This window comes from Mycolicibacterium arenosum, assembly GCF_024320865.1.
Taxonomy (GTDB): Bacteria; Actinomycetota; Actinomycetes; order Mycobacteriales; family Mycobacteriaceae; genus Mycobacterium; species Mycobacterium arenosum.
In genome coordinates, this window is record NZ_JANDBD010000004.1 from 34,609 (window position 1) to 58,280 (window position 23,672).

The 23,672-nt window shown below is 68.9% G+C and carries 21 protein-coding genes and 1 tRNA gene; 9 read left to right on the forward strand and 13 right to left on the reverse strand.

Annotated features, from left to right (window positions below; all coding sequences use genetic code 11):
• Positions 1-88 precede the first annotated feature (88 nt).
• The gene (locus NM203_RS10280) at positions 89-1,477 is read left to right on the forward strand and encodes an alpha/beta hydrolase (protein ID WP_255059781.1); all 1,389 of its coding nucleotides are present in this window, start codon (positions 89-91) and stop codon (positions 1,475-1,477) included.
• A gap of 7 nt (positions 1,478-1,484) precedes the next feature.
• On the opposite strand, the gene NM203_RS10285 is transcribed toward NM203_RS10280, so the two are convergent.
• Complete coding sequence (locus NM203_RS10285; RefSeq protein ID WP_255059782.1) at positions 1,485-2,570, reverse strand: hypothetical protein; 1,086 nt, start codon at positions 2,568-2,570, stop codon at positions 1,485-1,487.
• The gene (locus NM203_RS10290; RefSeq protein WP_255059783.1) at positions 2,567-3,895 is read right to left on the reverse strand and encodes a hypothetical protein; all 1,329 of its coding nucleotides are present in this window, start codon (positions 3,893-3,895) and stop codon (positions 2,567-2,569) included. Before NM203_RS10290 ends, NM203_RS10285 begins: the two co-directional genes overlap by 4 nt.
• A gap of 84 nt (positions 3,896-3,979) precedes the next feature.
• Between NM203_RS10290 and NM203_RS10295 the strand changes: the two genes are divergently transcribed.
• Entirely contained in the window at positions 3,980-4,621 is a 642-nt protein-coding gene (locus tag NM203_RS10295) for a hypothetical protein (RefSeq protein WP_255059784.1), read from the forward strand.
• Between the two features lie 4 nt (positions 4,622-4,625).
• Here NM203_RS10295 and NM203_RS10300 read toward each other — a convergent pair whose 3' ends face one another.
• The 3 genes from NM203_RS10300 to NM203_RS10310 form a co-directional block, all read right to left on the reverse strand.
• Positions 4,626-5,933 carry a CHAT domain-containing protein gene (locus NM203_RS10300; RefSeq protein WP_255059785.1) on the reverse strand — a complete coding sequence of 436 codons (1,308 nt, stop codon included), beginning with the start codon at positions 5,931-5,933 and terminating at the stop codon, positions 4,626-4,628.
• The gene (locus NM203_RS10305) at positions 5,924-7,657 is read right to left on the reverse strand and encodes a hypothetical protein (RefSeq protein WP_255059786.1); all 1,734 of its coding nucleotides are present in this window, start codon (positions 7,655-7,657) and stop codon (positions 5,924-5,926) included. Before NM203_RS10305 ends, NM203_RS10300 begins: the two co-directional genes overlap by 10 nt.
• Positions 7,658-7,761: 104 nt before the next feature.
• Positions 7,762-8,280 (reverse strand): lipoprotein LpqH, encoded by a 519-nt coding sequence (locus tag NM203_RS10310; RefSeq protein WP_255059787.1) that lies wholly within the window; start codon positions 8,278-8,280, stop codon positions 7,762-7,764.
• Positions 8,281-8,396: 116 nt separating this feature from the next.
• Between NM203_RS10310 and NM203_RS10315 the strand changes: the two genes are divergently transcribed.
• A complete protein-coding gene (locus tag NM203_RS10315) occupies positions 8,397-8,705 on the forward strand; it encodes a hypothetical protein (RefSeq protein WP_408633330.1) in 309 nt (102 codons plus the stop codon).
• Positions 8,706-8,708: 3 nt separating this feature from the next.
• A complete protein-coding gene (locus NM203_RS10320) occupies positions 8,709-9,875 on the forward strand; it encodes a winged helix DNA-binding domain-containing protein (RefSeq protein ID WP_255059788.1) in 1,167 nt (388 codons plus the stop codon).
• Here NM203_RS10320 and uvrA read toward each other — a convergent pair.
• On the reverse strand, positions 9,872-12,769 hold the full coding sequence (gene uvrA / locus NM203_RS10325; RefSeq protein ID WP_255059789.1) for an excinuclease ABC subunit UvrA: 2,898 nt from the start codon (positions 12,767-12,769) through the stop codon (positions 9,872-9,874). The genes NM203_RS10320 and uvrA overlap by 4 nt on opposite strands.
• Positions 12,770-12,855: 86 nt before the next feature.
• Here uvrA and NM203_RS10330 point away from each other — a divergent pair, with 86 nt between their 5' ends.
• Both NM203_RS10330 and NM203_RS10335 read left to right on the forward strand, forming a co-directional pair.
• Complete coding sequence (locus NM203_RS10330) at positions 12,856-13,533, forward strand: MBL fold metallo-hydrolase (protein WP_255059791.1); 678 nt, start codon at positions 12,856-12,858, stop codon at positions 13,531-13,533.
• 303 nt (positions 13,534-13,836) lie between these two features.
• Positions 13,837-14,337 (forward strand): DUF427 domain-containing protein, encoded by a 501-nt coding sequence (locus NM203_RS10335; protein WP_255059792.1) that lies wholly within the window; start codon positions 13,837-13,839, stop codon positions 14,335-14,337.
• Between the two features lie 22 nt (positions 14,338-14,359).
• Here the strand turns inward: NM203_RS10335 and NM203_RS10340 are convergent, their stop codons facing one another.
• The 5 genes from NM203_RS10340 to NM203_RS10360 form a co-directional block, all read right to left on the reverse strand.
• On the reverse strand, positions 14,360-15,667 hold the full coding sequence (locus tag NM203_RS10340) for a cytochrome P450 (RefSeq protein ID WP_255060390.1): 1,308 nt from the start codon (positions 15,665-15,667) through the stop codon (positions 14,360-14,362).
• A 40-nt stretch (positions 15,668-15,707) separates the two neighbouring features.
• Positions 15,708-16,151: a universal stress protein gene (locus NM203_RS10345; RefSeq protein WP_255059793.1), complete on the reverse strand. Its 444-nt coding sequence runs from the start codon at positions 16,149-16,151 to the stop codon at positions 15,708-15,710.
• Between the two features lie 266 nt (positions 16,152-16,417).
• On the reverse strand, positions 16,418-18,052 hold the full coding sequence (locus NM203_RS10350; protein ID WP_255059794.1) for a UbiD family decarboxylase: 1,635 nt from the start codon (positions 18,050-18,052) through the stop codon (positions 16,418-16,420).
• Between the two features lie 9 nt (positions 18,053-18,061).
• Entirely contained in the window at positions 18,062-18,481 is a 420-nt protein-coding gene (locus NM203_RS10355) for an SRPBCC family protein (protein ID WP_255059795.1), read from the reverse strand.
• Between the two features lie 18 nt (positions 18,482-18,499).
• Positions 18,500-19,927 carry a UbiD family decarboxylase gene (locus tag NM203_RS10360; protein WP_255059796.1) on the reverse strand — a complete coding sequence of 476 codons (1,428 nt, stop codon included), beginning with the start codon at positions 19,925-19,927 and terminating at the stop codon, positions 18,500-18,502.
• A 100-nt stretch (positions 19,928-20,027) separates the two neighbouring features.
• On the opposite strand from NM203_RS10360, the gene NM203_RS10365 reads away from it, so the two are divergent.
• Genes NM203_RS10365 through NM203_RS10375 form a run of 3 tightly spaced genes read left to right on the forward strand, consistent with a single transcriptional unit; the run spans position 20,028 to position 22,674 of the window.
• A complete protein-coding gene (locus NM203_RS10365; RefSeq protein ID WP_255059798.1) occupies positions 20,028-20,543 on the forward strand; it encodes a TIGR02444 family protein in 516 nt (171 codons plus the stop codon).
• Complete coding sequence (locus NM203_RS10370) at positions 20,540-21,124, forward strand: UbiX family flavin prenyltransferase (RefSeq protein WP_255059799.1); 585 nt, start codon at positions 20,540-20,542, stop codon at positions 21,122-21,124. Before NM203_RS10365 ends, NM203_RS10370 begins: the two co-directional genes overlap by 4 nt.
• Positions 21,125-21,129: 5 nt before the next feature.
• Complete coding sequence (locus NM203_RS10375) at positions 21,130-22,674, forward strand: glycosyltransferase family 39 protein (protein WP_255059800.1); 1,545 nt, start codon at positions 21,130-21,132, stop codon at positions 22,672-22,674.
• A gap of 3 nt (positions 22,675-22,677) precedes the next feature.
• Here the strand turns inward: NM203_RS10375 and NM203_RS10380 are convergent, their stop codons facing one another.
• Together NM203_RS10380 and NM203_RS10385 are read right to left on the reverse strand one after the other, a co-directional pair.
• Positions 22,678-23,538: an acyl-CoA thioesterase gene (locus tag NM203_RS10380; protein ID WP_255059801.1), complete on the reverse strand. Its 861-nt coding sequence runs from the start codon at positions 23,536-23,538 to the stop codon at positions 22,678-22,680.
• 28 nt (positions 23,539-23,566) lie between these two features.
• Positions 23,567-23,637 (reverse strand) — tRNA-Cys (locus tag NM203_RS10385).
• Positions 23,638-23,672: the final 35 nt, after the last annotated feature.

Sequence of the window (23,672 nt, forward strand, 5' to 3'; positions counted from 1 at the left end):
GGTTGTCACGAGGAACGGCGGCCACGATGTCCCCGTGACGTCGTTGTTAACTGCCGCCGGAGATTTTCGGCAACAACACCTTTCGTTGATGCACGGATGGCTCCCGCTGACGATCCAGGCGATCGCGGCGGTCATCGTGGTGGCGGCGATCGGCTGGCGCACGCGCACCTGGCGCCGCGTGTGGCTACCCGCCGCGGTTGCCGTCGGCGCGCTCCTGGCCGCGTCGGCCTACTGGTACATCGCCGCGGAGGGACTCGCCGACGATCCGGCTCCGAATGTGCTGTGGATCTGGATCGCCGTCGTCGGGATCTCCGTCGTCGTGCTGGCTGCGGGCTGGCGCGGGGCGCGCTGGTGGCGGCGCGGTGCGGCGATCGCGGCCGTTCCGCTCTCATTGCTGTGCGCGGCGCTCGCACTGAACCTCTGGGTCGGCTACTTCCCCACCGTGCAGAACGCGTGGAATCAGCTGACCGCGGGCCCCCTCCCGGACCAGACCGACCAGGGCACCGTCGTGGCGATGCAGAAGGCCCGCAGGATCCCCGCGGCCGGCACCGTCGTTCCGGTCGATATCGGCTCGGCGGCCTCGGGGTTCAAGCACCGCGGTGAACTCGTCTACCTGCCGCCCGCCTGGTACGCCAGCGACCCGCCGCCGCCCCTGCCCACCGTGATGATGATCGGCGGTGAGTTCAACACCCCGGCCGATTGGCTCCGCGCGGGTAACGCCATCAAGACCATCGACGATTTCGCCGCCGCCCACGGCGGCAATGCCCCTGTGCTGGTGTTCGTCGACTCCGGCGGCGCGTTCAACAACGACACCGAGTGCGTGAACGGCGCCCGCGGGAACGCCGCCGACCACCTGACCAAGGACGTGCCGCCGTTCATGGAGGCCACCTACGGAGTCAGCACCGACCCCGCGAAATGGGGCATCGTCGGCTGGTCGATGGGTGGCACCTGCGCCGTCGACCTCGCCGTCATGCACCCCGACCTGTTCAGCACCATCGAGGACATCGCCGGTGACATCGCGCCGAACTCGGGCAACCAGCAGCAGACGATCGATCGGCTGTTCAGCGGCGACAAGGCCGAGTACGCGAGCTTCGACCCCATGACCGTGATCGCCAAGCACGGCCGCTACACGGGGGTCTCGGCGTGGTTCGACGTCAACGGAACGCCGTCGGTGGTGACCCCGCCCGTGGTGAATGCGGGTAACAGCGGCGGTAGTGGCCTCGGCGGCCGCGACGCGGCCGCACACACCAGCGATCAAGCCTCCGCGGCGAACACGCTGTGCGCGACCGGCGCCGCCAACGGCATCGCATGCGAGGTGGTGACGCAACCGGGAAAGCACGACTGGCCCTTCGCCGCACACGCTTTCGCGTCGGCGCTGCCGTGGATGGCGAGCACGCTAGGGACGCCGGGCGTGCCCGCGGTCGCGCTCCCCGCGCCGGCCCCGCCCCCACCGACCGTGCAGGCGGCCGCGAAGTGACGGGACGTCAGTAGTCCGACTCGGAGGCCAGGACCTCGGCGAGGAACGCGTCGGGCCCCGGCCGCGCGAGCCGCGCACGGGCGAAGTCGCGCAGTCGATTCCGCGTGTCAGCGGCGTCGGAGGGCACGGTGATGTCGGCTCCCACCGAGATCGTTGTCGCCGACCAGTCGTGCCCCCAGGCCTGGTCCTCCGTCATCGACGCCAGCGCCAGGGTGGCGCGTCCGTCGGAGGTGAGCTCCCCCGCCGCCACGTGGGAGCCCGACCGCAGCCGGACCGCGATACCGTCCACTGCGGCGCTCGCCGCGACCCGGACCGTCACCGCCGGTGCCCCACCGGACACGTCGATGGCCCAGTCGACGGTGCGGTCCGCGGCGTCGAACAGGCCGGGCGGCACCGCCGCCCAGTTCACCGAATCGACTCCGCTGGCGATGGGTTCGCGGGTGCGCTGACCCGCCGTCCCCCCGGCGGCGAGGGCGTAGTCGTCGCGGCGTCCCGATGTCGGCACTGCGACGCCGCCGAACTGCGCGGCGCCCACGTCGTCGGCGAGCTCGAGGCACGCGGCCGCCAGTTCCCCCGCTCTCGGGTCACCGCTCTGCACCAGGGCGGTCAGCGTGGGCAGGTGCGGCCGCAGCAGATCCGCGACACCGGAGTCGAACGTGTCATCGGCGAAGTAGTCCTGCGCCGCAACGGTCAGCAGGGCGACCTCGCCGTCGAGCACGGCGGTGTCGAGCGCGACGATGCCCGCGCGGGCGCTGGCCGGCCACCACCTCCGCAGCCAGTGGCCGAACGCCAACCGCCGCAACGCCGTCAGGGCATCGGGTGCCGGCTGTCCTGTTGCCACCTCGAGCTGTGCCGCGCCGCGCGCGTCGGCGTCGTCGATGGCGGCGAGGAGGGCGACGTGCCCGTCCTCGCCGAGGACTCGCCAAAGCCATTCCGCCTCGGCGACATCCGTGAGGGTCATGGTCAAGGAGGCCGCAGGGTCGTCGACGGTCCACGCGAGTACCGCGCCGCTGAGTTCCAGGACCGCTGCCGAGGGGCCGGCGGGCACGGCGGGGCCGGTCGTCCACAGCCCGGATTCCCTGCTGAACCTCACGTCGTGACCTCGAGTTCCAGCATCGCCTTGATGCGCTGCCGATGGTCCAGGCTCACCGATCGCGCGACGCCCTCCAGCACCGCGCGGATGTCGTCGACGTCCGAACACGATTCCTGCCAGACGTCCCGACCGTGCAGCCGCGCCCACAGCCGGCTGCTGTAGGGCCGGGCGAAGGCGGCGAGTTCGTCGACGACCTGGCGCTGCCTCGGATGCAGCGGTGCGCCGTCGGCCAGATATCGCCGGGCGTGCAGGACGTAGGCCTCCTTGCGCAGACGCGCCTGGATCAGGCACGCGAGTTCATAACGAGGCGTTGCGGATTCGCGCAGGGGCGCCAGGTCGACCGCAACCTCGATCCCGGCCACCAGGGCGGCCTGCTTGTCCTCGGCCAGCAGGCCCCAGGGTGCGCAGGCGCGGTCCACCTCCTCGGAGCACAGCAGCGGGATGTCGGGCAGCTCCTCCCGGTCCAGCGCGCGTCGCAACGTCGACCGCACCCGGTCGATCACCGTCCGGTCCAACGGGCGGATCGATCCCCCGGTCGCTTCGCTAACGGCGATGCTCGGGCACTGCTGTGGCGCAATCGAACTCAGCCCGACTTCGACGATCGACCACGGTAGATCCGGCGACTCCGTTCTCGCGATCGCGCCGAGGTTGTACGGGGTGGCGTCGGCGATGAGCGCCTCCCAGACGCGTTGGCGCGCCGCCCGCGCCGAGTGTCCGTCGGCGTGGCCGAGAACCGTCGACAAGCCCGCGAGGAACGGCCCCGGCATGCTCCGGCCGGGGCGGACGTCACGCCAGCTCATCTCGAGCTGCCTGGTGAGTGCGGCGACCACCGTGGCGTCGGCGACGAACCGGTTCAGGTGCTCGATGGCCGTACGGTCGCGGTCGTCGTGGAGTTCGCGCAGTACGGATTCCGCGACGGCACCGTCCTGGGGAGACGGAGCGCCCCTGGTCACGGCGAGTTCGAAGCACACCGGGAAGTACAGCTCCTGTGCGTTGCCGGTCGTGATCCGCAGCCGTCGTCGTTCCGACTTGAGCAGGGCGAACCAACTCGCTGCGGCCCGCAGCTCCGTGGCGTGCGCCGCGATCACGTCCGCCATGGCGGTGGCGACGTCGGGGGCGAGCACCGGTGCGGAGTAGCGCGGATTCGACCGCAGCCGGAAGACCAGAGGGTCGAGGATGCGCTTGACCGTGCGGCGCAGCGGGGCGCCGTCGGTGCCACTGAGCAGTTCGACACCCGGCCCGATCCCGCGCCAGGCGCGGTCGATCACGACGCGGCGCGGCTGCGCGGCGGCGATGTCCGTCGCGAGTCGTGGTGCCGTGCTCATGAGGTCAGGATAGGACGGACGCCTCGAAATCCGTTACACCGAAAGTTGGGTTCGGTAGCCGCGCGCGTCGGCGACGCTCTCCTCATGCCCGACACCCATCTGATCGCCGTCGTGTTCCTCGTCTTCGTCGCCCTCGGCGCCGCGCTGTCCGGTCCGCTGGTGGGGTGGCGCGCAGGCGCGGAGTCCATCGCCGCACCCGCCAACCCGTCAGTCGCCGTCGGCACCGTGCGCACCGTGTCCGACCGGGTCACGATCGACGTGGAGAGCGTCTCCGGCCAGCGGTTCGTCGGACGACTCCGGCAGCACGCCGACGACCACCTGGTGGCCGATCTGAGGCCGGGGGTGGTCCTGCTGGTGGCGTTCGACCCGGACGCCAGGGAGGCCCTGTCACTGGCCGACGACATGGTCGCCGTGCGCGCCGCGTTCGACCGGATGCTGCTCCGCAAGGGCCTCCTGACCGCCGCTCAGCTCGAGCTGATTCGCCACGGCACGCGATCCCGCGGCGTGGTGACGGGGATGCGCGCCACGGGTGGGGCGCGGGAGGACTACCGCGAGGTCGAACTCGATCTCATGGTCCGCAGGCCCGAGGGCGGCCAGTTCCCGGCTCACGAAACGACCCTGGTGCCGGCGTCGGCACTCGGCGAGTTGGCCCCCGGCAGCATCGTGGAGGCCTACTACCGGCGCGGAGACGAGTCCGCCGTGGCGGTGTGCGTGCCGCCGAACTGATCGGTCACCGCGCCCCGTCGACGGTGAAGGTCACCAGAGCCGCCCAGTACACCGGACTGGCGGCGGTGTCACCGGCGCGCCAGCGGCGCATCTGCGCGCGCTGCCAGGCGTTGACCGCGCACCCCGCGTCGTCGGCCTGATGGGCGTCGTCGACGGCCATCACGACGTCCGCCATCGGGTCACCCGCGGCGCCGTGTGCGAACCGGGTGAAGCCCGCTGTGGTCGGCAGTGTCCACAGCGTCGCCGTGACGAGTTCCGCGCCGCCGAGCACGACGGCGGCCACCAACCCGGTCGCCTCGTCGAAGCGGTAGTCACCGCCGGACGCGCAGGCGAGCAGCGCCACCCTTGGCGGCATCTCGAGGCGCAGTGCCATGACGTCGACCGCGGTCAAGGCGACCTCGTCGGCCAGATGGATCGCGGCCTGGTCGGCCCTGCCGACATCGGCTGCGGTGGCGTGGCCGACGAACAGCATCCGGCTGGGGCCGTGGGACAGTTCGGCGGCCAGCCACGCCCTGTCGGCATCGGCTCTGCGGAACAACTCGACCGCGGTCCCCACCGGCGGGCGCACCGGCTGTTTCCCGAGCACCCCCTGGAAATGGCCCGCGATCGACGAGTCGGGGTCGGGACGGCCCAGCACCGAGCCGAGAGCGGAGTCCGCGCGTTGATTCGGCACCCTTGGATCGAGCACCAGCAGTGCGGGTGCACCCTCGCGCTGCGACCAGGACACCCTGGCGCGCGCGGAGTGAACCACGTTGGCGGGCAGGGTCATCAGTACATCGACGAGCTCCATCAGCCGGTGTCCCTCGGTGCGGAGCGCGATGTCCTCGGCGGGCCACGGAATCGCGGCGGCCGTCGAGCCCTCGGCGGTGATCGCGGCCGCCCTGGCCGCCACCAGGTCGGCGGGCGGAGGCCGCAGCGCGGGCAGCGCGAGCAGGCCCCACGGCACCCTGGCCAGCCGGGCACTCGGCGCCACGAACAGCACGGCCCGTGGCGTGGCGACACAGTCGAGCAGGAGCTTCCACGCGGCCTCGGAGAGCAGCAGCACGCCGAGCCGATAGGCGAGTTCGAGTTCGGCCGCGGGCGTGGTGAACGGTCCGTCGGCCAGTGCGCGGGTCAGGGCGTCGGTCAACGACTCCCCCGGTCCGGGTTCGGGTATCGCGGCGTCGAGTTCGGCGAGCGCCGCCAGCAGGAGCGGCTCCTCGAGCACCCAGGTGACGATTCGGGACGGTTCGCCGACCACTCGCAGACTGCCGTAGGTGGCGATGCCGACGTCGGCGTACCGCAGCACCAGCGTCCGTCGTGTCACGGCCACGTGGACCAGGCGGGCTCGGGCGCGGTGACGTGTTGGCCGTAACGCTGCAGTGCCAGGTCGCGGTAGCGCGTGAGCAGCGGCTCCGCAGTCGGATCCATGCGCAGCGGCGGCAGCGGCCCGAGCCGGGTCAGGGACGGCCCCGCCTCGTCACCGGGCTCGCCGCCGGCGACCAGCGCGAGTTCGTCGAGGTCGCTGACGGGGGCCGCGGCGGTGGCGACGCGCGAGAACTCGAGACCGTCGGTACTCGGCAGATCGGCTGCGAAGGTGCCTCGCGCGCTGTGGTATTCGATGAGCGACGCCACCAGTTCGTCGTCCTCCGACTCCCAGGCGACGGCGAAAGCGCTTGCCAGGAGCGGCGCGGAAATGCACCTGCCCCATTGCGCCCTGGCTTCGGCATCGGTGATCGCGTACCGGACGGAGTCGACGGCCAGCGCAGCCGGGATCTTGAGTTCGGCGGCCTTGCCCAGCTTCGTCATCGCGGTCTCGTAGGCGGGTGTGCCCGCCTCCCCGTCGATCACACCGAGCGAGGCCTCGTAACGAGCCTCGGCGTCCGTCCACTCCTCGTCCGGGTCGCCCGCCCCGTCGAAACCGAGGTCGGCGAGTGCGTCTGCGCGCCAGATCGTTCCGAGGTGATCGTCGAGTCGGGCGTACGCGAGCCAGCTGCTGCGCGGGGTGGAGTCGAGTAGCTCCCTGGCCTGGCCCACCATGGCGACGGCATCCGGGTAGCGGCCGCGGAAGATCGCTATCCAGCTGCGCTGCAGCAGGATTCGGTGGATGAACAGGGGCTTGCCGAGCTCACGCCAGTGCCTCTCCGCGTGCTCCCAGCAGTCGTCTGCGGCCTGCAGTCCGCCCGCGGCCAGCCGGGTCAGCCCGAAGTACAGCCAGCACCGCCAGACGTCGTCGGCGCGGGCGTACTGCGCGATCACCGGATAGCACTCGTTCACCAACCGCTCGGTCGTTACGTGGTCGCCCGCCTGCCAACTCGCGGCCGCACGTTCCAACTGCGTGCGCGCGGTGACCAGCGGCCACTCCCTACTGGTCGCACGGGCACCGGCCCGTCGCAGCCAGGGTTCGGCCTCGGCACGGCGGCCGGTTTCGATGCAGAACCGCGCGTAGCCGAGGGCGACCAGCACCCACAGCCGGTCCGCCTCCTCGGCGTCGCCGGGAAACTCGCCGAGATCCTCGATGGCCTGTTGCCACAGTGGCTCGGACCGCACGTGCAGATCGTCGTCACATAGTGCTCTCGCGCATTCGACCCTCGCACGCAGCCGCAGATGTGCGAATTCCGTTACCAGGTCGTCGAATTCGCTCGTCGAGCCGTCGAGTCCGGCGAGCAGGTGCGCCGCCGCCGTGTGATCGCCGATCGCCGCGGCCAGCCCGGTCTCGAGGAACTGCGCCCGCCGTGAGTACCGGGTCACCAGGTGCTCGACGTCGCGGGTCGACATCGTCACCTGCGAGACGACGTCGTCGGTCGCCGAGCCGTCGAGCACCGACCGGTAGACGGCCAGGCACTCGCGAAGGCGTCGCACGCTTTCGCGCACACCGTCGTACGCGGTGCGCGTCAGGTAGAGCTCGCCGAGCTGGGCCAGATCCTCGAGGGCCCAGTCGTCGCGCTGCTGGGCCTCGATCCGCGGTAGCAGGGCGAGCAGCAGCTCCTTCGCCGCCACCTCGTCGTCGGCGAAGGTCAGGCGGCGCGCCCGCTCGAGCTCGCCGGGGATCGACACCGCGTCATCATAAGTCGGGCGTCGGGCCGGTGAGCGGCGGTGAGCACAGGAGCGGCGGAAACGGCGGGCGTGCTCAGCACGCCCGCCGCCCGCGGAGGGACCCGTCAGCTGCAGGCCACCGTGATCTCGAACTTCTTCGTGATCATCCCCGCCATCGGGTTCTGCATGTCGGCACCCTGCGCCTCGCCGGTGATGGTGTAGCTGTCACCGTCGACGGCGACCTCGGCCGAGCCGGTCTTCATGCCACCCATCTCCGAGACCGCCAGCGCGCTACCGTCGACAACGAGGCCGAGCGACTCCACCTTCGGGGTCGCCTCGTCGGTCATGACGACAGCCAGCCCCTGCGCGCCACCGCCGTACGGTGCGCTGGCGATGTTGATCTTGCCGGCCTGCTTGACGCAGGTCACGGTGTTGAGGTCGATGCCCGACAGGTCCTGACCCTCGACCTTCACCGAGGTCTGGCCGCCGGTGCTCACCCCGGACGCGCCGCCGGCGCTGCTGGAACTGCTACTGCTCGAGCCGGAGCTCGCCGAGCCCGTTTCCGAGCCCTTGTCGTCAGAACACCCGACCAGGAGCAGAGCCGCCGCAGCCAGGCCGATCCCCGCTGTCACAACTCGCTTCATCGTGCTTCCCTTCGTTCCGCGTCGCCCCGATGGCGTCGTCGTGGGGCAAGTACATGCGGCGGGAACTGCTACCGATCCCAACTATCGGCGGGGTCGGAGTGGCATACGGTGGGGTGGTGTCCGACACGACAGCGCCCGAACCACCGCCTGATGAGCCCGTTTCCGCAGAGGTCGTGCCCGATCCCGCGGTCACTCCGATACCCGTAGCGCCCGAGGAGACCGGCTACACGCCCGGCGGCGTGCCGACGTTCGACTACGTGCGCGAGAAGATCGAAACCAAGTTCGGCACCTCCATCGGGGCCACGGAACTGGCGTCCGAGACCCCCGAGGGCCGCCGCATCGAGGAGCAGTACGAGGCGCGCCAGCAGGCCGCGGCCGACCGCCTCGCGCAGATCCGCGAATCGATGAAGAACGAGCAGTCCTGACCGGTGCGGTCCTTCACGCTCGCCGAGCGCCGAGCGCGGCTGGGGCGGCGTCATCTGCTGACCGCTCCGGGTGACGAGCCGATAGCGGCGACGGCCAGACGCTTCGTCGGACTGCACGCCACCGACCCCGCGACGCCTTACCTGACGCTGTGGGCGCGCCGCGACGACTTCGCCGTCGCCGACCTCGATGACGCGCTGTACACCTCGCGCTCGGTGGTCAAGCACCTGGCGATGCGGCGCACGCTGTGGGCCGTGGCCGCCGGGGACCTGCCCGCTGTACAGGTGGCGTCGAGCGACCGCGTGAGCATGACCGAACATCGGAAACTCATCGCCGACGTGGCCAAGGCGGGCATCGCGGCCGACGGTGATCTCTGGCTGGAGCGCGCCGCCAGCGCGGTACTCCGCCATCTCGGTGAGACCGGGCACGCCAGCGCCCGCGAATTGCGGCTGGCACTACCGGAACTCGCGGGCGAGTGGGACGCCGCTCCGGGCAAGCCCTGGGGCGGCACGAGTCCGATCAGCCCGCGGGTCCTCACGGTGATGAGTGCGCGAGGTGATCTGATGCGGGGCCCCAACGACGGCTCCTGGACCACGTCGCGGCCGCGCTGGGTCGCCACGGCGGATTGGCTGGCGTCGGATCGGGACGGAGCCGATCACGGGGAGGCGAGCGCCGACCTGGTCACCGCCTGGCTGCGGACGTTCGGTCCTGCCACGGTCAACGACGTGAAGTGGTGGTTCGGCCACACGCTGACCTGGACGCGCGAGGCGTTGCGCGCCGCGGGCGCCGTCGAGGTCGATCTGCACGGCACACCCGGTGTGGCGCTGGCCGACGACCTGGACGGGGAAGCCGACGCCGAACCGTGGTGCGCGCTGCTGCCCGGGCTGGACGTGACCACCATGGGCTGGCAGGAGCGCGACTGGTACCTCGGTGACCACCGGGCCATGGTGTTCGACAATCGCGGCAACGCCGGTCCGACGGCGTGGGTCGACGGTCGTGTCGTCGGCGCCTGGGTACAGGATGCCGACGCGAAGGTCTCCCTGCGATTGCTCGAGGACGTCGGCCGGTCGGCGTCGAAGGCGTTGCAGCGCAAGGCCGATCAGCTCACCGACTGGCTCGACGGTGTGCGGATCGCCCCGCGATTCCCCTCGCCGCTGTCGAAGGCGGGTTAGGCCGACACCTTGCGGCGTCGCTTCTTCGGCGGTGCCGGTGCCTCCAGCATCTCGGCGAGGAAGCGACCCGTGTAGCTGTCCGGGCTAGCCGCGACGTCCTCGGGGGTGCCCGCCGCCACGACGGTGCCGCCGCCGGCACCACCCTCGGGGCCCATGTCGACGATCCAGTCCGACGTCTTGATGACGTCGAGGTTGTGTTCGATGACGATGACGGTGTTGCCCTTATCGACCAGACCGTTGATGACCTTCAGCAGCTTGCGGATGTCCTCGAAGTGCAGACCCGTGGTGGGCTCGTCGAGGATGTACACGGTGCGGCCCGTCGAGCGCTTCTGCAGTTCGGCGGCGAGTTTCACGCGCTGCGCCTCGCCACCGGACAGCGTCGGGGCGGGTTGCCCCAGCCGCACGTAGCCGAGACCCACGTCGACCAGCGTCTTGAGGTAGCGGTGGATCGAGCTGATCGGCTCGAAGAACTCCGTGGCCTCCTCGATGCTCATGTCGAGCACCTCGGAGATCGTCTTGCCCTTGTAGTGCACCTCGAGCGTCTCGCGGTTGTACCGGGCTCCGTGGCACACCTCGCAGGGCACGTACACGTCGGGCAGGAAGTTCATTTCGATCTTGATGGTGCCGTCGCCGGAACACGCCTCGCAGCGGCCGCCCTTGACGTTGAACGAGAACCGTCCCGGCTGGTAACCCCGCACCTTGGCCTCGGTGGTGGCGGCGAACAGCGTCCGGATCTTGTCGAACACACCGGTGTACGTCGCGGGGTTCGATCGCGGTGTCCGGCCGATGGGCGACTGGTCGACCCGCACCAGCTTGTCGAGTTGATCGACGCCGTTGATCCTGGTGTGTCGCCCTGGAACCTGACGGGCGCCGTTGAGCTTGTTGGCGAGCACCGACGCGAGGATGTCGTTGACGAGCGTCGACTTCCCCGATCCGGACACGCCCGTGACGGCAGTCAGCACCCCGAGCGGGAACGCCACGTCGATCTCGTGCAGGTTGTGCTCGCGGGCGCCGATCACGGTGAGCTGGCGCTTCCGATCGATCGGCCGTCGGATCGCCGGAACCTCGATGCTCTCCTTGCCGGAAAGATACGCGCCGGTCAGGGACTCGGGATTGTTCAGCAGGTCCGCGTAGGAGCCGCTGTGCACGATTCGGCCGCCGTGCTCGCCAGCTGCGGGCCCGATGTCCACCACCCAGTCGGCGTGGGCGATGGTGTCGAGGTCGTGCTCGACGACGATCAGCGTGTTCCCGAGGTCGCGCAGTCGCACCAGCGTGTCGATGAGCCGACGGTTATCGCGCTGGTGCAGGCCGATCGAAGGTTCGTCGAGGACGTACAGCACGCCGACGAGGCCCGACCCGATCTGGGTGGCGAGCCGAATGCGTTGTGCCTCACCGCCGGACAGTGTGCCCGCGGCCCTGGCCAGGGACAGGTAGTCCAGCCCGACGTCGAGCAGGAAGCCGAGCCGCGACTGCACCTCTTTGAGCACCTGGCCGGCGATCGCCGTCTCCCTGGTGCCCAGCGTGAGTGCGTTGAGGAACGCCGAGCAGTCCGCGATCGACAGGTTGGTGACCTGCGCGATCGACTTGGGGCCGTACTCCCCCGCCGACAGCGTCACGGCCAGGATCTCCGGCTTGAGGCGGGCGCCGTCGCAGACCGGGCACGGCACGTCCCGCATGAAGCCCTCGTACCGCTCCTTCATCTGCTCGGACTCGGTCTGCTCCATCCGCCGCGACAGGAACGCCATGACGCCCTCGAAGTCGGCGTAGTACGAGCGGGTGCGGCCGTAGCGGTTCTTGTAGCGGACGTGGACCTGCTCGTCGCAGCCCTCGAGAATGGCCTTGCGCGCCTTGGCGGGCAGCTTGCGCCACGGTGTGTCGACGTCGAAGCCGAGTGCCTCGCCGAGACCCTCGAGCATGCGGGTGAAGTAATCGGCGGTGTGGCCCATGGCCCAGGGTGCGATAGCGCCTTCGGCCAGCGTCAGCTCGGGATCGGGAACGACGAGCTCGGGGTCCACTTCCTTCTTGATGCCCAGGCCGGTGCACTCGGGGCAGGCGCCGTACGGCGAGTTGAACGAGAACGACCGCGGCTCGAGGTCGTCGACCGCGAGCGGGTGACCGTTGGGGCACGCCAGCTTCTCGCTGAAACGCTGCTCGCGATGCGGCGACTCCTCCGGCAGATCGACGAAGTCCAGCACGACGATGCCGTCGGCGAGGTTGAGCGCGGTCTCGATCGAATCGGTGAGCCGCTGCTTGGCGCTGGCCTTGACGGTGAGCCGGTCCACGACCACCTCGATGTCGTGCTTCTCCTGCTTCTTGAGCGTCGGCGGCTCGGTCAGCGGATAAACCACCCCGTCGACGCGCACGCGGCTGTAGCCCTGGGTGTTGAGCTTGTCGAAGAGGTCGACGAACTCACCCTTGCGCGTGCGGACCACGGGTGCGAGCACCTGGAACTTCGTGCTCTCCTCCATGGCGAGCACTTGGTCGACGATCTGCTGCGGGGTCTGGCGGGCGATGCGCTCACCGCAGACCGGACAGTGCGGCGTCCCGGCGCGGGCGTACAGCAGTCGCAGGTAGTCGTAGACCTCGGTGATGGTGCCGACCGTCGACCGCGGGTTGCGGTTGGTGGACTTCTGGTCGATCGACACTGCGGGCGACAGGCCCTCGATGAAGTCGACGTCCGGCTTGTCCATCTGACCGAGAAACTGCCGGGCGTAGGCGGACAGCGACTCGACGTAGCGTCGCTGGCCCTCGGCGAAGATGGTGTCGAACGCCAGTGAGGACTTGCCGGAACCGGACAACCCGGTGAACACGATGAGCGCGTCGCGCGGCAGTTCGAGGTCGATACTGCGCAGGTTGTGCTCGCGCGCACCCTTGATGATCAGGCGGTCAGCCAACTCAAAAGTCTCCTGGTCTCGTACAGCAGAACGCTGTCCGCGCCCATGCTATGTCTCCCCACCGACAAGACCGATACCGTGGCGTCATGACGGTCGTCGATGACAACTACACGGGACATGTCGAGCCGGGCACCGCCGCGCGCCGCATCCTGCCGGGCGCCTCGATCGTGAAGGCCTCGGTCGGCCCAATGGACAACAACGCCTACCTCGTCACGTGTTCCCGAACCGGCGAGACCTTACTCATCGACGCCGCCAACGATGCATCGACGCTGCTGGAACTCATCGAACGGTTCGCGCCCAAGCTCGTGCTCCTCGTCACCAGCCACCAGCACGGCGACCACTGGATGGCGCTCGAGGAGGTGGCCCAGAAGACCGGCGTGCCGACCGCCGCGCACGCACTGGACGCCGAACCGCTGCCGGTGACACCGCACCGGATCCTGGCCGACGGTGACACGATCAGCATCGGCGACCTGACCTTCGACGTGATCCACCTGCAGGGCCACACGGAGGGCTCGGTCGCGCTGGCGTTGAGTGGACCCGCCGCCGGTGACGCCGTGCAGTTGTTCACCGGTGACTGCCTGTTCCCCGGTGGCGTCGGCAAAACCTGGCGCGACGGCGACTTCGACCGGTTGCTCGACGGTGTGTCGGTCAAGCTGTTCGACCGCTACCCCGACTCGACCGTCGTCTACCCCGGTCACGGCGACGACACCACGCTCGGCGTGGAGCGGCCGCACCTCGCGGAGTGGCGCGAACGCGGCTGGTAGACCGCCACGGCCGTGGCAGCTTCGCACGTCCCCGGTCGACCGTTGCGAGCAACCCGTAACGCTTTCGGGTCACGCCGACACCAGACGGATGTGCCACTGCCCGTGATCCGCACTCCAGTCGCTAGCGATGTCGGACGAATCAAGCAGATTGCCGTAGAAGCCAACATGTTCAGCGTCGACGAGGTTGCGCTGACTCGGACCTTCTACCGCAACCCACGGCTACCAGGAAGAGGCCCGGATCCGTCAGTTCTACGGGGCCGACGACGACAAGATCACACCAGGCGACGGCGTAGCGTCGACGTCATGGTCCCCCGCCCCACTCCCGACAAGCCCGCCCCCGGTCAGGAATCGGTGTGGGACTACCCGCGCCCGCCTCGGCTGGAGGAGTTCCGCGGGTCGATCACCGTCGAGCTCGGCGGCGAGGAGATCGCGCGCACCGATCACGGCTGGCGAGTGCTCGAGACCAGCCACCCGCCGACCTACTACCTGCCGCCCGATGCGTTCCGGCCCGGCGCGCTGCGCCCGGCCGCCGGATCGTCGTGGTGCGAGTGGAAGGGCCAGGCGAGCTACTACGACCTGGTCAGTGAGCGGCGCACCGCCCCCACCGCGGGCTGGACCTACCTGGAGCCGACGCGCGGCTTCGAACCGCTCGCGGGCGCGATCGCCGTGATGGCGGCCGCCGTCGACCGCTGCACCGTCAACGGGGAAGAGGTGACACCCCAACCGGGCGGCTTCTACGGCGGTTGGATCACCAGCTGGGTGGTCGGCCCCTTCAAGGGCGTGCCCGGCTCAATGGGCTGGTGAAGGTCACGTCCCCCGCCCCTCGCTACGCTCGCCCCCATGCCACCGGCAACCGCTTGATCCCGTGAATGAACGCCGAGCGCAGGATCGCCGGCTCCTCGATGGCGGCGATGTCGGGCACGCGGCGGTGCAACTCCCGGAACAGCACGCGCATCTCTCGCCGGGCAAGGTTCGCGCCGAGACAGAAGTGCGCGCCGCCGCCTCCGTATCCGACCTGCGGGTTCGGATTCCGCGTCACGTCGAACCGCCACGGGTCGGCGAACCTGCTCTCGTCGCGGTTCGCCGAGTTGTACCACATCGACACCTTGTCGCCCGCCTTCATGCGAACGCCGCTGAGCTCGACATCCTCGGTTAGGTTGCGGCGCATGAAGATAACAGGCGAACCCCACCGCACGATCTCCTCGACGGCGGTGCCCGCGACGTTGTCGAAGTCGGCCCACCACGTGGCGCGCTCGTCGGGATAGCGGGTCAGCGCCACCATGCCGTGGCTGATCGCGTTGCGGGTGGTCTCGTTCCCCGCGGCGGACAGCAGAATGAAGAACGAGGCGATCTCCGCGGACGACAGCCGTTCGCCGTCGACCTCCGCTTCCACCAGGTTCGTCGTCAGGTCGTGCTCGGGATGCGCCCGCCTGGCTTCCGCCAACTCCATGCCGTAGGCCGCCAGTTCGGTTACCGCCGAGACGATTTCGGCGAGGTCCCCGGACGCCTCCTCGTCGCCGGCTCCGAGGATCACCGAGGTCAGGTGGAAGATCTTCGCCTCGTCCTCGTGCGGGATGCCCATCATGTCGCAGATGATCTGCAGGGGCAGCGGTGCCGCGACCTCCGCGACGAAGTCGGCGACGCCGTCGGGGTGGCCGGCGATCAGCTCGGTGACCAGTCGTTCGGCCCGCACGGCGACGCTCTCCTCGATGCGCGCCAGCATCTTGGGTGTGAAGGCCCGGTTGACGATGCCCCGCAGCCGGAGGTGGCGCGGATCGTCGAGGCTGATCATCGAGCCGACGAACTCGGCGATCTCGACCGGCACGTCGTTCAGCGCGGTACTGGTCGGCTGCGAACTGAAGACCTCCGGGTGCCGACTGGCGTACCGGATGTCGTCGTAGGTCGTCAACGCCCAGTGCCCCGCGCCCGTGGGAAAGCCCGCGAACTCCGCCACCCCGAAGAACGTGACCGGTGACTCGCGCCGCAGCGTCGCGAACGCACCGTCGCGGAGGTCGTCGTCCCACTCCCAGAACTCGAGGGAACCGAGATTGATGTCCGATAGCGGGACATGCGGTGGCGGCGCACCGTTCTCGCGTGGGGTGAGCCTGCTCGCGCTGACAGTCGACGCCATAATCGACCTCCTCGTCAGCGCGAGTCTTACACGAGGTCGGGTCTCAGCTGGTGTGAACGATCAGCACGTCGGTCTTCGAGCGACGCGCCACGTTGGCGGGCACGGACCCCAGCAACCGGCCCGCAATGGTGCTCAGACCGACGTTGCCGACGACCAGAAGGTCGGCATTCGACTCCTCGGCGAGTTCGACGAGAGCGTCAACGGGAGCGCCGACGACGGCCTTCTCCTCGACGTTCTGCGCACCCGCCGCGGTGGCGCGGTCCTTCGCCTCCCGCAGGATGGCGTAGATCGGCGCATTGCCGGACATCTTGTAGCCCTCGTCCTTCAGCACGTCGGCTGCGCGGGAATCCTCGCTCTGCGGGAAGTACGCGGTGGTGACGATCAGCTTCGCGCCTGACCCGGCGGCGATCTGCGCGGCACGTTCCACCGCGCGCAGCGACGAATCCGAACCGTCCGTGCCGACGACTACGGTCTGATAGCCGCTCATCCATGCCCTCCACTCTCGATTGCTAAAGCCACCCGAGACAGTAACCCGTCCGACCCCATTGGGGGTGCAATTCGCTCGGATGGCGCGCTTCTAGCAGCACCGATGGTAGCCAGCCCGCCCGCGGATGAATCGGGTTCGTGAGTAACCGAACCCGCGAGCGACGCCTGCGGACTGCGTCGCATCCCGCGCTTGAGCGTGACGTGCGTCATGGAATCCGCGCCCGGCCGGTCAAAGCGATTCGGCCTCAAACGTTCTGGCATCGACGATCACTCCGTCCGGTGCCTCGGGTCGAAATTGCGCGGCGGCGCCTCCCCGGGGGTGACGGCAAAGTCGGTGTCGGAGAACGTGTACCGGTACCACGGCTCGTCGTCGCACCGGCCGAGTTGGGGTCGGAGGTTGCTGAACGCCCCGTACACGGCGCGGTAGGGCTGACCGTTGAAGTGCTGCAGGATCTCCTTCCACGTCCGCGGCGCCTCGCGGATGAGAGCCGCCATGTCCGACGTGATCTCCTCTTCGGACTTCACAACGAGATCCGGCGGCGGATCGCCGAGCTCGAACACCGTGCTGCGGTCGAAGTGCGAGCGCACGAATTTCGGGCTCATCGGAATCGTGCAGTCGAGGCCGATCTTCGACGAGGTACCCGGCGCGGCGTCCTCGGCGATCATCGGATCCACCGTCATGGTGTTGCCGTTGGGGATCGTCAGGGTGTCCAGGTGCGGCATGTACCGAAAGGCCATCGCGAACTGCACGGCGTTGTCGTCCCAGATGTCGACGTCCTCGTCGAACACCATCGCGATCTTCGGCAGACCCTGCTTCGAGCACGTCAGCATGACGCCGAGCGCCTGCATCGAATCCCCCGCTCCGCGCGGGCTGATCTTCGCGTAGACGATGTTGGACAGGCCGCCGAGCGGCGCGCGGACCTCCTTGACGTCGATACCCGCCATCGCGAGCCCGTTGTACAGGTCGGACTCGATCATGGGCAGCTGCAACATGTTGTCGGTGTACCAGGGGTGGTTTCCGCCGATCGTGGCGTGCTGGAATATCCCGCCCTTACGGAAGGTCATCGCCTTGACGACCGCGCGGAAGTTGGATTTGATTCCGCCGCCGTACATTCCGGTGAATTCGCCGTACGGACCCTCGTCGTGGGTCAGGCCCTCGGTGGCCATCAGCTCGCACTCGATGACGATCTCCGCGTTGGCGGGCACGAGCAGGTCGATGGTCTCGCACTTCACCAACTTCGCCGGATGGCCGTAGAAGTTGCCGAGCACCTCGAAGTCGTCGGTGCCCGGCGGCACCCCCGTCAGCGCGGCGACCTTGTCGACGAGGGGCCCGCCGAGGACGATCGCCAATTCGAGATTGTGCCCCTTGGCCTGCGCCGCCTGAGCGTGGAGTCGCGCGCGATGCGACGTGCACGTCATGTCGAACATCTTCTCGGTTCTCGTGCGGAACATGCTGCGGTAGATGCCCCAGTCGTAGACGCCGGTGTCCGGATGCCTGGTGACGACGAGGTTGTCGTTGGTGTACGCATGGCCGTCGCGATCGTGGTGCAGGAACAGCGGCAGCCGGGTCAGGTCGACGTCGGCTCCGGTGAGGATCACCTCCTTGCACGGCGCGGTGTCGACGATCTCGGGCTTGATGCGCCCCTTGCCGAGTTCGACCATCCGGCGACCGGTTTCGCTCTTCTCGCAGCCCAGTGCCCACGCGGTCTGGTCCTGGTTCGAGTAGGCGTTGGCCAGGAACTGGAACTCGCAGTCGGTGACCTTCTCGACGAGAACTGCGGTCAGCGGATGGGCCTCCATCACCGCGGGCAGTTCGTCGACGCGTTTCTCCTCCTTGACGCGGACGAGCATGCCCGCCTTCTCCATCGCATCGACGAACTCGCTGAGACTCTGCTGCGGCATGACCGGTCCTTACTCGAATGCCGTTACGGTGTCGCCGGTTTCGACGAAGTCGCGAAGATGATGCAGCAGCACGCCCCAAGTGGTGTTGCACTTGCGGAAGTTGCCGTGCGTGCCGGGCCAGCCCGCGTGCTGCAGTTCCAGCAGGGTTCGAGTGCCGACGGGCGCAACGGTGAAGGTGGCCGTCGTGCCCACCGAGTCCCCCGGACCCCTGGTGCATCGCCAGACGACTCGACTCGGCGCCTCCGATTCGGTGACCTCCCAGCCGAATTCCGGGTGATCGGCGAACGAGAACACCCATTCGCTTCCGACCGCACCCGTTCCCGACGCGGTCGGCGTGTGCCAGCCTTTGACGCCGTCCAGCGTCGACAGGGCCGCGAAGACCCGCTCGGGGGTGGCATCGATCTTGATCTTGTGGTCGATCTCGGGCACTGAGCCTCCTGCGTACGGCTATTTGGCGTCTAGTTCGGGGAAGTCGTAATCGCGCCAGCCGGGAATGTCGGCCACTTCCACGACGTGTCCGCCGTGCTCCTCCGACGCCGGCCCACACAGATCGCCCACGGTCTTGATCACCGTGCCGTACGGGTACGTGGCGTCGATGCCGATCGCCGACCCGGTGCGCTGATCGGCGGGTAGCGTTTCGTCGGCCGTCGGGTCGAGGACCCCTCCGGGCAGGCTGTCCACGATGATGACGTCGCGCGCCGGCTGCGTGCGGAAGGCCATCGCCCACTCGACCTGTTCCGAATCGTGAACGTCGATGTCGGGATCGACCACGACTACCGTCTTCGGTCGCAGGTTGCTGCCCATAGCGGCGAGGATCGCGCTGCGGGCCTCGCCCGAATACCGCGGCCGCATCGCGATGACCAGACGGAAGTAGACGCCGCCGGATGGCGGGATGGCGACGGCCGTCACCGTCGGGAACTGCTGACGGAACATGTCGTAGAAGGACGCCTCGAACGACAACTGCTTCAGGATGTGGTTCTCGGTCGTGGGTCTGCCGGTCAGCAGTGCCTGAAAGTAGGCGCCGTGGCGATGGGTGATGGCCGTCGGGCGGACAACGGGTTTCGGCGATGCGGGCGTGTAGTAGCCGGTGTACTCGCCGAGCGGACCCTCCTCCACGGTCTGCGAGAAGTCGACCTCGAACTCGATGACGACCTCGGCGTGGGCCGGGACGTACACCTCGTTGGTGCGGCACTTGACGAGTTCGACGGAGGCCCCGCGCAAGCCTCCGACGACCTCCCAGTCGTTGGTGTCCTCGGGTACCTGGATCGGGCATGCGTAGGCGATCATGGGATCGACGCCGATTACGAGTGCTGCGCGAAACGTCTTGTGCCCCATGCGCAGTGCCTTGGCCTGGTTCTTCGCGAACCGATGGCTGGGGGCGGCCATCATCGACATCGTCTTGGTGTCGATGATCTCGCAGCGGTAGTGGCCGATGTCCGGTACGCCGGTCTCGGGGTCGTGGCTGACCACGAAGCCGGGGGTGATGTACGGGCCGCCGTCGTCGGGGCTGTAGCGCGGGACGGGCAGGATCGACAGGTCGATGTCGTCGCCGAGGATGACGTTCTCGTGCACCGGGCCGTCGTCGACATACGTCGGCGGTATGCGGGTGCTCAGTCGTGTAACGATCTCGTCGAAGACGTTCTCCCTATCGCAGCCGTAGGCGATCAGCGCCTTGGCGTTCGAGTTGTACACGCCGCCCACTAGCGGAAACCGGGTGCCGTTGTCCTTGAACACGACGGCGGGTCCGGCAACCGCCGCGCTCTTGCGCATGGCCTTGGCGACCTCGAGTTCGAGCGCGACGGGTCGATCGACGTCGATCAGTTCACCCTGCGCACGCAGGGCGTCGAGGAACTCCCGGAAATCCTGAAACGGCACGAGGGATGTCTCATACTCTCTGCGTGGTGGAACCCAGCGAATACAACAAGTACCGTTTCATGATCGTCGGGGCAAGGGGTTGCGGCCATTCCGCTGCACGATGAGCGCCGCCGAATCCGGATTCCAGCGATTCGCGCTGGCGATCTACGAGGAGGACGGCGTGTCCCCGGCGACGCTGCTCATCCAGAATCGTTGTGATGTCGATGTGAACGTGCTCCTTTTCGCCGCGTACGTCGGCGCCGTCCGTGGATGCGCGGTACACGACGATGACGTCGCCGCAGCCGCCGACCGGGTCGGTTCCTGGCAGCGCGAGATCGTGGCGCCACTGCGGGCGGTGCGCACCCGGCTGAAGGCCGGCCCGCCGCCCGCGCCGTCGACGGCGACTGCGCAGTTCCGCGACCGGGTGAAGGCACTCGAACTCGACGCCGAGCTGATCGAGCTCGCCGAACTCGACTCGTTCCTCGCCGGACACGCCCTCACACCGGTCTCCGGGACACCCGCGGAACGGGCCGTCGCGGCGATGACCGCCGTGACATCCGACACGGGCGGCACCGAGGTGCGGGACGCGATGTCGGTGATCGCCACGGCCGCAGCCGCATACGGAGGGCCGGGATGAAGCGCGTCATCGTGGCGATCACCGGCGCCTCCGGGGCCGTCTACGGAATCCGCGCGCTCGAACTGCTCCGGCGAATCGCCGACGTGGAGACGCACGCGATCCTCACCTCGTCGGCGCACCGCACCATCGCCCACGAGACCACGCACAGCGTCGAGGACGTGCGGGCACTGGCCGATCACCTCTACCACCCTCGGGACATCGGGGCGGCGGTGTCGTCGGGATCGTTCCGCACGGCGGGCATGCTGGTGGCACCGTGCTCGGTGAAGACACTGAGTGGAATCGCCAACTCCTACAACGACGAACTGGTGGTCCGCGCCGCCGACGTGTGCCTCAAGGAGCGGCGACGGGTGGTGCTGCTCCTCCGCGAGACGCCGTTGCACGCCGGACACATCGACCTGATGGCGCGCGCGACCGCCAACGGGGCCATCGTGATGCCGCCCGTGCCCGCGTTCTACGCGCTGCCCCAATCGATCGACGACATCGTCGACCAGACCGTGGGGCGCGCGCTCGAGTTGCTGGACGTCGTGGTTCCCGGTATCAAACGGTGGGATGGAAGCTCAGTGGTGCCCGACGAGACGTAGCTGACGTGCAGCCGTCGCTCAGAGCGGGCGAAACCGCGCCCGCACGGCGGAACCGGGTCAACGCACCCGGCCGTTGGGATGCGCTCGCGGTCGCCGTCTTCGCGACAGTGCTCAGCTCGGCGGGCGCGGCCCGGCCGTCGTTCTGGTTCGACGAAGCCGCGACGATCTCCGCGGCCACGCGGTCCGTCCCCGAGCTGTGGCGGATGCTGGGCAACATCGACGTGGTCCACGGTCTCTACTACCTGCTGATGCACGCCTGGCTGAGCGTTGTGCCCGCGACCGAGTTCTGGGTGCGGGTGCCGAGCTGCTTCGCAGTCGGCGTCGCGGCCGCGGGAGTCGTCGTGCTGGCGCGGCAGCACACGTCTCGAACGGTCGCCGTGACCGCGGGCGTAGCCTTCGCCATCCTGCCGAGGACCACCTGGGCGGCCATCGAAGCCCGCCCCTACGCGTTGGCGACGGCGGGTGCCGTCTGGTCGACCGTGCTGCTGGTCACCGCGCTGCGGAGGGATCGTCGTGACTGGTGGATCGGGTACGCCGCGGCGCTCGTCGCGGTGACGGTGCTGAATCTCTTCACCGCGTTGATCGTGCTGCCCCACGCGGTGCTGGTGCTGCTGACCGCACCCACGCGCGCCACCGCCAGGCGCTGGGCGATCGCGGTGGCGGCCGCGGCGAGCGTGCTGGCACCGTACGCACTGTTCAGCAGGTCTCAGATCGGTCAGGTTCGGTGGATCTCACCGCTGACGCCGGACAAGCTCCGCGAGATCGCGTACGAGCAGTACTTCGACCACAGTCTGCCGTTCGCCCTCGGCGTCGCCGCGATCCTGATCGCGACGCTGGTGTTGCGCCGATTCGCATTGCTGGACAAGGACACTCGGGTTCTCGCCGGCACGGCGGTCGTATGGGTGGTCCTGCCGACGACCGTGCTGGTGCTGTACTCCGCCGTGGCCGAGCCCGTCTACTATCCGCGCTACCTCTGCTACACCGCGCCTGCCGCGGCGCTGCTCATCGCGATCGGGGTCGTCGCGCTCGTCCGCACCAGGGAGAAGGTCACCGCCGTCCTCGCGGCGCTGGCGGTCGCGGCGACGCCCAACTTCGTGTTCGCCCAGCGCGGGCAGTACGGCAAGGAGGGCATGGACTACAGCCGGATCGCCGATCTCCTGACCGCGGAGGCGGCGGCGGGCGACTGCATCGTCTTCGACAACACCATCAGGTGGCGACCGGGACTCGTCCGGCCGATCACCGCGGCGCGGCCCGCCGCGTTCGAGACGCTGGTAGACCCCGGTCGCGGGATGCGCGCGACCGATCGGAACACGCTGTGGGACGCCCCCGTCGCCATCTGGGCGGTAACCGACGCGGTGCGACGCTGCACGGTGATCTGGACGGTGACCGACCGCGACCCGACACTCTCCAGCTACGACGCGGGACTCGACATCGATCCCGGCCCCCGCATGCGCGAGGCGCCCGCGTACCGGGTCGAGGAGTCGCTCGGCTTCCAGATCGCCGAGCGATGGCAGTTCAACATCGCCCAGGTGACGCGCTCGACGCGGTGACTATCAGCCCGTGCGTTCAGCGCCGAAGTACACCTCCTGCGTTGCGACGCACACCAGCGCACCGGAGCGGTTGAACATCGTGGCGCTCGCCAGTCCGCGGCCGTTGAGTCCGCTGGGCGAGAACTGTTCGGAGAGCACCCAATCGGTGAGGTCGACCGGACGGTGGAACCACAGCGCGTGGTCGATCAGCGCGTTGAACGTCGTGACGGGCGTGGCACCCCGCATCACGACCGCGGCCTCCAGCATCGTGGTGCCCGACAGGTAGGTCAGCAGGCAGCTGCCTAGCACGGGATCGACGGGCTGGGGTTCACTGGCCCGCCACCACATCCGCATCTTCGGTGACCGTTCGGGGTGTTCGACGGCCAGCCGCGGCGGCACGTCGACGTAGCGGAGGTCGAACGGCTGCTTGCGCACCCAGTGGCCGCCGAACTCGTCGGCGTAGTCGCGCAGCTGCTCGTGGATGGACGGCAGCGAATCCGGTTGCGGCACTGCGGGGATCGGGAGTTGGTGTTCGGCATCGTCGATCTCGATGCTGAAGGACGCGAGCATCTCGATCAGGACCTGCCCGTCCTGGCGCGCGGTCACCCGCCGGGTGGACAGCGTGCCGCCGTCACGGGCCACCTCCACGTGGAACTCCACCGGGCGCCGCGCGTCACCGGCGCGCAGATAGTAGGCGTGCGCACTGTGCGGCGTGCGACCGGGAACGGTTCGGCTGGCCGCCATCAGCGATTGGGCGGCGATGTGGCCGCCCACGATGTGATGCGCGGGGTTGTCCATCTGGTCGGCGACGAAATGCTGTTCATCGACCTGCTCGACGTCGAGTGACGCGATGAGATCGGCGATCGAAGAGGCGGAGAAGCTCACCCGGGCATCATGCCGCAGGTGCGATGCGAGCGAGTGACGGGATTCGAACCCGTGTAAACGGCTTTGCAGGCCGGTGCCTAGCCTCTCAGCCACACCCGCATTGTGCACACCACAGTCGCAGGCTTCAGTGCGCG

Bases quoted from the DNA above. Each gene is read 5' to 3' on its own strand.
- NM203_RS10330 (WP_255059791.1), top strand. From the start codon at position 12,856: ATGACGGTCGTCGATGACAACTACACGGGACATGTCGAGCCGGGCACC.
- NM203_RS10310 (WP_255059787.1), bottom strand. From the start codon at position 8,280: ATGAAGCGAGTTGTGACAGCGGGGATCGGCCTGGCTGCGGCGGCTCTG.
- NM203_RS10370 (WP_255059799.1), top strand. From the start codon at position 20,540: ATGAAGCGCGTCATCGTGGCGATCACCGGCGCCTCCGGGGCCGTCTAC.
- NM203_RS10295 (WP_255059784.1), top strand. From the start codon at position 3,980: ATGCCCGACACCCATCTGATCGCCGTCGTGTTCCTCGTCTTCGTCGCC.
- NM203_RS10365 (WP_255059798.1), top strand. From the start codon at position 20,028: ATGAGCGCCGCCGAATCCGGATTCCAGCGATTCGCGCTGGCGATCTAC.
- NM203_RS10290 (WP_255059783.1), bottom strand. From the start codon at position 3,895: ATGAGCACGGCACCACGACTCGCGACGGACATCGCCGCCGCGCAGCCG.
- NM203_RS10350 (WP_255059794.1), bottom strand. From the start codon at position 18,052: ATGCCGCAGCAGAGTCTCAGCGAGTTCGTCGATGCGATGGAGAAGGCG.
- NM203_RS10345 (WP_255059793.1), bottom strand. From the start codon at position 16,151: ATGAGCGGCTATCAGACCGTAGTCGTCGGCACGGACGGTTCGGATTCG.
- NM203_RS10280 (WP_255059781.1), top strand. From the start codon at position 89: ATGCACGGATGGCTCCCGCTGACGATCCAGGCGATCGCGGCGGTCATC.
- NM203_RS10335 (WP_255059792.1), top strand. From the start codon at position 13,837: ATGGTCCCCCGCCCCACTCCCGACAAGCCCGCCCCCGGTCAGGAATCG.